This is a genomic window from Meiothermus luteus, from assembly GCF_003574085.1.
Classification (GTDB): Bacteria; Deinococcota; Deinococci; order Deinococcales; family Thermaceae; genus Meiothermus; species Meiothermus luteus.
Genome location: NZ_QWKZ01000121.1, coordinates 1 through 7,245, shown reverse-complemented (window position 1 = coordinate 7,245; position 7,245 = coordinate 1). Strand labels below are relative to the sequence as shown.

General features: G+C 65.6%; 6 protein-coding genes. 5 read left to right on the top strand and 1 reads right to left on the bottom strand.

Translation table 11 applies throughout. The features are described 5' to 3' along the window. Together Mlute_RS13385 and Mlute_RS13380 are read left to right on the top strand one after the other, a co-directional pair. The coding region (locus tag Mlute_RS13385; protein WP_147371102.1) for a zinc-binding dehydrogenase at positions 1-470 on the top strand (470 nt) is incomplete at its 5' end. 4 nt (positions 471-474) lie between these two features. Beyond that, the gene (locus Mlute_RS13380) at positions 475-2,301 is read left to right on the top strand and encodes a bifunctional sugar phosphate isomerase/epimerase/4-hydroxyphenylpyruvate dioxygenase family protein (RefSeq protein WP_119361097.1); all 1,827 of its coding nucleotides are present in this window, start codon (positions 475-477) and stop codon (positions 2,299-2,301) included. Here Mlute_RS13380 and Mlute_RS13375 read toward each other — a convergent pair. Next, a complete protein-coding gene (locus tag Mlute_RS13375) occupies positions 2,289-3,380 on the bottom strand; it encodes an XdhC family protein (RefSeq protein ID WP_119361096.1) in 1,092 nt (363 codons plus the stop codon). The two genes, Mlute_RS13380 and Mlute_RS13375, sit on opposite strands and share 13 nt — an antisense overlap. A gap of 338 nt (positions 3,381-3,718) precedes the next feature. Here Mlute_RS13375 and Mlute_RS13370 point away from each other — a divergent pair, with 338 nt between their 5' ends. The 3 genes from Mlute_RS13370 to Mlute_RS13360 all read left to right on the top strand — a co-directional run. Further along, on the top strand, positions 3,719-4,216 hold the full coding sequence (locus Mlute_RS13370; RefSeq protein ID WP_119361095.1) for a (2Fe-2S)-binding protein: 498 nt from the start codon (positions 3,719-3,721) through the stop codon (positions 4,214-4,216). Positions 4,217-4,226: 10 nt separating this feature from the next. Continuing rightward, positions 4,227-6,593, top strand: a complete 2,367-nt coding sequence (locus Mlute_RS13365; RefSeq protein ID WP_119361094.1) for a xanthine dehydrogenase family protein molybdopterin-binding subunit — start codon at positions 4,227-4,229, stop codon at positions 6,591-6,593. Positions 6,594-6,642: 49 nt separating this feature from the next. Next, positions 6,643-7,245: FAD binding domain-containing protein (locus Mlute_RS13360; RefSeq protein ID WP_119361093.1), on the top strand; the 603-nt coding region annotated here is incomplete at its 3' end.

Genomic DNA, 7,245 nt, shown 5'->3' with positions numbered 1-7,245 from the left:
GGGGGGCCATCGGCACCCTGGCGGCCTGGCTCTTGCACCGGGGTGGGGCCCGGGTTCGGGTGGCCGAGCGCAACCCCCTGCGGCGGGAGTGGCTGAAAGGCTTGGGCTTCGTAGATGAAGTACTGGAGGCTGCGGAAGGAGGATTCGAGGTGGTGCTGGACTGCGTGGGCAGCGCGCAGACCGTAGAAGCCTCTGTAAACGCGGTGGAGCCGGGCGGGATGGTGGTGCTGGTGGGCCTCGAGGCCACCTCGGCCTCCCTCCCCGTGCAGCGCCTGGTTCTGCAGGAGATCGGCGTCAAGGGGGCCTACGTCTTCACCCACGACGACTTCTCCCGCGCGGTGGGGCTGGTGGCCCAGCTCCCCGACGGGCTGGCGCTGGTGCGCCCGTTTAGCGCCTACCAAGAGACCTTCCAGGAGCTCCTGGAGGGGCGGTTGCCCCAGGCCAAGGCTGTACTGGTCTGGGAGGGGTGAGCCCATGGGCTACCGCACTTCCATCGCCACCGTTTCCCTAAGCGGCGACCTGCGGAGCAAGCTGCGGGCCATCGCCCAGGCCGGCTTTGAGGGGGTGGAACTCTTTGAGCAAGACCTGCTCACCTTTGACGGGCCGCCCCAGGCGGTGGGGGCCTTCATCCGGGAGCTGGGCCTAAAGCTGGTGGCCCTCCAACCCTTCCGCGACTTCGAGGGCCTGCCCGAGCCCGAGCGCAGCCGGGCCTTCGAGCGGGCCGAGCGCAAGTTTGACCTGATGGAGGCCCTGGGCACCGAGCTGTTGCTGGTCTGCTCCAATGTTTCGCCCAAGGCCCTGCCCGGCCTCGAGCGGGCCGCCGAAGACCTCTACGAGCTGGGCGAGCGGGCCCGGCGGCGGGGGATGCGCATAGGCTTTGAGGCCTTGGCCTGGGGCCGGCACATCCACGACTACCGCGACGCCTGGGAGGTGGTGCGCCGGGCCGACCACCCCGCGGTGGGCACCATCCTGGACAGCTTCCACATCCTGGCCCAGGGGCTTCCCCTCTCGGCGATTCCTCGCATCCCCCCGGAGAAGATTTTCCTGGTGCAAGTGGCCGACGCGCCCCGGCTCGAGATGGGCCTTCTGCCCTGGAGCCGCCACTTCCGCAACCTGCCGGGCCAGGGCCAGCTCCCCCTGCAGGACTTCATGCAAGCCCTGGCCGAGGCCCGCTACCAGGGGTTTCTCTCCCTGGAAATCTTCAACGATCAGTTCCGCTCGGCCCCGCCCCTCGAGGTAGCCCAGGACGCCCACCGCTCGCTGATCTACCTGCAGGGGCTGGCCCAGCCCCAAAGCCAGCCGCCCCCGCCCAGGTGCCTGGGGGTGGGCTTCGTGGAGTTCGCCGCGGGCGAGGGAGAGGCCGCTTTGCTGGAAGACCTCCTGGCCCGGCTGGGCTTCGCCTGCACCCACCGCCACCCCACCCGTCAGGTGCGGCTATGGCAGCAGGGGGAGGCTCGCTTTGTGGTGAACGCCGAGCCCGAGGGCTTCGCCCACAGCTACCACCTGCTGCACGGGACCGCGGTGTGCGCGCTGGGGCTCGAGGTGGCCAGCCTACCCCAGGCCCTGGCCCGGGCCCGGGCCTATCGCGCCCCCATCCTAGAGGGCCCCGACTGGCCGCTGCCGGCCCTGCAGGGCTTGGAGGGCAGCCTCCTATACCTGCTCGAGCCGGACACCCCCTGGTGGGCGGGCCTGGAGCCGCTGTCCCCACCCCCGGCCCAGCCTCACCTGCGCCGCATTGACCACATCGCCCAGGTCATGCCTCCGGCCAAGCTCCTCTCCTGGCGGCTTTTCTACCGCAGCGTGCTGGGGCTGGAGGCCAGCGACCTAACCGAAATCCCCGACCCCAAAGGCCTCATCGAGAGCCAGGTGGTGCAGAACCCCGAGGGCACCCTGCGCCTGGTGCAGAACGCCTCCCAGCACACCGAGACCCTGGCCTCGCGCTTCCTCAGCGCCTACTACGGCGGGGGGGTGCAGCACATCGCCCTGGAAACCCCGGACATCTTCGCCGCCCTGGCGGCCCTGGAGGAGGCCGGGGTGGAGCTCCTTCCTATTCCTGAAACCTATTACCTCGACCTCGAGGCCCGCTACGGCCTGGCCCCGGACTTCGTGCAGACCCTAAAACGGCACCAGATTCTCTACGAGCAAAGCGAGGAGGGGGAGTTCTTCCAGGCCTACACCCAGACCTTCGCCGACCTCTTCTTCTTCGAGATCGTAGAGCGGCGCAACTACCAGGGCTTTGGGGCTTCCAACGCCTCGGTGCGCATCGCCGCGCAGATGCGCCGACTGGCTCAAAGCGCGTAGGCAGGCCTCCCCTCCGGCTCATGGATGCCTGCCTTTTTCTCGCTCAAAAACCCTCCTTTGAACCCCCTCTGCAAGGCCACAATCTCGGCTAGGGCGGCAAGCGCTATCTCCTCAGGGCTCTCCGCGCCTATATCCACCCCAATCGGGTTGCGCAAGCGGGCGAGTTGCTCGGGGCTGGGGGCAAAGCCCTCGCCCTTCAAGTCCTCAAGCATTCTCTCCAGGCGGCTCCTGGGCCCTAATACCCCCACATAACGGGCCGGCGATTCCAGGGCAAAGCGCAGGGCCTTGCGGTCTATCTCTAGGTGGTGGTTCATCACGATGACGTGCTGCCGTGGGGTCAGGCGAACCCGCCCGGCAAACTCCTCGGGGGCCGCCTGAACCACCTGGCAGCCCTCAAAACCCTCTAGCATATCCGGTCTGGCGTCCACCACCATAACCCGGAAACCCAGCACCAAGGCCTGGTTGGCCATGGGTTTGGCATCGTAGCCCGCCCCAAAAAGCACCAACTCCGGAACGGGGCTACTCAGGTCAAAGAAGACCTCTGCTTCCTGGATATAGCGGGTGGTGGGGCGGGAAGCGCCGCTTTGCATCTGGCGGGCCGCCCGCAACACCTGCTGGTGGAGCTCCGGAGGTGAAATCTGCCCTTCCACGCTGCCGTCGGGCTTCAGCCAAAGCCGGCCCTCACCCCCACCAACAACCGTGGCCAGCACCGAGGCCTCCTGCTCTAAGCTCTCCTCGAGCCACCGGTGAAAAAGCCCCCCCCGGCATACCGGTTCCACCCAGACCTCCACCGTGCCCCCACACCCCGGCCACCAGGACTTCTCCTCGTCGTAGTCAAAGATGGTTCGCTCCGGCCTTCCCCGCGCCAGGATTTGCATGGCCCGCTCAATCATCTCCTGTTCCAAGCACCCCCCGGAGATCATGCAGGCCGAGCCCCCATCCTCCCGCACCAGCATCTTGGCCCCCTCGCGCCGGTAGGCCGAGCCGATAACCCGCACCACGGTGGCAACGGCGGTTTCCTTACCCTCGGCCCAGGCCGCCTCGAGGGCGGCGAGCAAAGCCCTGCCTTCGCTGGCCATATTGGGCTTAGCTTAGCAAACCCGCCGCCCAGGCCGCACCCAATAAGGTCACATTCCTGCGGCTTCCAGGCATCCTGGAAAAGCAGAAAAACTTGACATCTCACCCCTCGAGGATTCAGCGTGAGGGTACGCCAATTGCAAATCTCATCCCTTCAGGCGTATAGTTCATTCAAAGCAGGCCTATTCCGAAACCGGATTAGACCCCAAGGAGGTTTGGGTTTGCTCATCCTCGAGGTTGCCAAAACGCACCTGCCTGGTTTACGGAAGGGAGGCGAGGGCCCGCCCAGCACCTGCCGCTTCTCGGACTGTTTGGCCGGAATTTTTACAAGGAGGAGTTAATGGAAAAGGTAAAAATCAGCGTGACCGTCAATGGACAAACCCACCACAGCGAGGTAGAACCCCGCCTGTTGCTCGTTCACTACCTGCGCGAGCACCTCGGCCTCACCGGGACCCACGTAGGCTGCGACACCAGCCAGTGCGGCGCCTGCACGGTGCACGTGGACGGCCAAGCGGTCAAATCTTGCACCATGTTCGCCGTTCAGGCCGACGGCTGCCAAATAACCACCATTGAGGGGCTGGCGGCCGACGGAAAACTCCACCCGGTGCAAGAGGGTTTCTGGGAGATGCATGGCCTACAGTGCGGCTTCTGCACCCCAGGGATGATCATGGCCGTGGTGGACCTGCTCAACCAAAACCCCAACCCCAGCGAGGCTGAGATTCGCCACGCCCTAGAGGGCAACCTGTGCCGCTGCACCGGCTACCACAACATTATCAAGGCTGTGCAGTACGCCGCGCAAAAAATGGCCAAAGCTGGTATGACCGCTGCTGCCGACTAAGGGGGAAGGTATGGCTGAGAAGTTCTTTGGCAAGGCGATGAAGCGGGTGGAAGACCCGCGGTTCATCACCGGAAGCGGCAACTACACCGATGACATGGTCCTGCCCGGCATGGTGCACGTGGCCATGGTGCGCTCCCCCTACGCCCACGCCCGAATCAAGAAAATAGACCCCTCCAAGGCCCTGGCCATGCCCGGCGTGCTGGCGGTCATCACCGGGCAGGAGATGATCGAGGCGGGCATCAAGAGCATCCCCACCGGCTGGCTGCACCCTGGCATCAAGACCCCACCCCACTACGCCATCACCCCAGACAAGGCCCGGCACGTAGGGGACATCGTAGCCGCGGTGGTCGCTGAAACCCGTCAGCTTGCCGAGGACGCTGCGCAAATGGTGGAGGTGGAGTACGAACCGCTGCCCGCCGTGGCCCTAGGCAGCGACGCCCTCAAGCCCGGTGCGCCCGCCGTGCACGACGACATCCCCGACAATATCTGCTTCACCTGGAGCATCGGGGACAAAGCAGCGACCGACGCCGCCTTTGAGAAGGCCTACAAGACCGTCAGGCTCAACCTGCGCAACAACCGGCTGGTGCCCAACGCCATGGAACCCCGGTCCTCCTTGGCCCAGTACCACCACGCCTCCGGGGAGTTTACCCTCTACACCACCAGCCAGAACCCCCACATACACCGGCTTATCATCGCAGCCTTTGTGATGGGCATCCCCGAGCACAAGCTGCGGGTCATCGCCCCAGATGTGGGTGGGGGCTTCGGCTCCAAAATCTATCAGTACCCCGAGGAAATCATCGTTCTGTACGCCTCCAAAAAGCTGAATCGGCCTGTAAAGTGGACCGCCCGCCGCTCAGAGAGCTTCGCGATGGACTCCCACGGGCGTGACCACGAGACCGTGGCCGAGATGGCAGTGGATAAGGACGGCAAGATTCTGGCGGTGCGGGTGGAGACCATCGCCAACATGGGGGCCTACCTAACCACCTTCGCCCCGGCGGTGCCCACCTACCTCTACGGCTGCCTCCTAGCCGGCCCCTACACCACCCCCCACATCTACTGCCACGTGACCGCCCCGTTCACCCACACCACCCCGGTGGACGCCTACCGGGGGGCCGGACGGCCCGAGGCCACCTACCTCCTAGAGCGGCTGGTGGACGTGGCGGCCCAGGAGCTGGGTATGGACCCGGTGGAGCTACGGCGCAGGAACCTGATTCCCCCTGAGGCCTTCCCTTACCAGACCCCTGTGGCCCTGGTCTACGATTCTGGCAACTACGAGGCCGCGCTCAACCGCGCTTTGGAGATGGTGGACTACGCCGCCTTGCGCAAACAGCAGGAGGAGTGGCGCAAGCAGGGGCGCTACATGGGCATTGGGGTGGTCACCTACATTGAGGCCTGTGGCCTGGCCCCCTCGGCCCTGGTGGGCAGTCTAGGGGCCCAGGCCGGCCAGTGGGAAAGCGCCCTGGTGCGGGTGATGCCGACCGGTAAGGTGGAGGTCTTCACCGGGACCCACAGCCACGGCCAGGGCCACGAAACGGCCTTTGCCCAGGTGGTGGCCGACGAGCTGCAGATTCCGGTGGAGGATGTGGTGCTGGTACACGGCGACACCGGACGGATGCCCTACGGCTGGGGCTCTTACGGGTCGCGCTCAGCGCCCACCGGTCTTTCGGCTATCGTGTTGGCCGCCCGAAAAATCGTGGATAAGGCCAAGCGCATCGCCGCTCATCTCCTGGAGGCAGCCCCAGAGGACATCGTCCACGAGGACGGCAAGTTCATGGTCCGGGGGGTACCCGAGAAGGCCAAGACCTTCTTTGACATTGCTCTACAGGCCCACCTGGCCCACAACTACCCCGCCGACCTCGAGCCGGGCCTAGAGGCCACCCACTTCTACGACCCCAAGAACTTTGTCTACCCCTTTGGCACCCACATCGCGGTGGTGGAGGTGGATCCCGACACCGGCAAGGTCAAGCTGCTGCGCTACCTGTCGGTGGACGACTGCGGCCCGGTCATCAACCCCCTTATTGCCGAAGGCCAGGTGCACGGGGGCATCGCCCAGGGGCTGGGCCAGGCCCTGCTGGAAGAGGCCGTCTACGACAAAGAGGGCCAGTTCCTGAGCGCCAATTTGCTGGAGTACGCCCTGCCCCGGGCCGACGACATGGTGCAGATTGAACACGACCACACCGTCACCCCCTGCCCGCACAACCCGCTGGGGGTAAAGGGGATTGGCGAAGCTGGCACCATCGCCTCCACGGCGGCGGTGGCCAACGCGGTGATGGACGCATTGCGCCCCTTTGGCATCAAGCACCTGGACATGCCCTACACCCCTGAGAAGGTCTGGCGGGCCATCCACGGCAGCCGGCTGGCCCAGGCTGCAGACTAAGGCTTACAAGGGGCGGGGGCCCTCCCCTGCCCTTCCCCCAAGGAGGTCTATGTACACCGCGCCCTTCACCTACAAAAAGGCAACCAGCCTAGCCGAAGCGATTCAGCTTCTGCAGCAAGACCCCGAGGCCAAACTCCTGGCTGGGGGGCACAGCCTGATTCCGGCCATGAAGCTGCGGCTGACCGCCCCGAGCACCCTCGTTGACATCTCCAAGCTGCCCGAGCTTCGGGGGGTACGGCGTGAGGGGGATACCCTGGTCATCGGAGCCATGACCACCTACCGGGAGCTTGAAAACCACCCCCTGATGAAAGAGCACTGCCCCCTCATTCCCCAGGTGCTCCACCACGTGGGCGACCCCATGGTACGCAGCAAGGGCACCATCGGGGGCTCCCTGGCCCACGCCGACCCCGCCGCCGACCTGCCCGCAGCTGTGCTGGCCCTAGAAGCCAAAATTAAAGCCCAAGGACCGAGCGGTGCCCGGGTTGTTGAAGCAGGCCAATTCTTCACCGGCATGTTCAGCACCGCCTTGCAAGAAGGGGAAATCCTCACCGAGGTGCACGTCCCCATCCGGCCTGGGGCCCGCATGGCCTACGCCAAGTTCCCTCACCCGGCAAGCCGCTACGCGGTGGTGGGGGTGGCGGTGGTGGTGGAG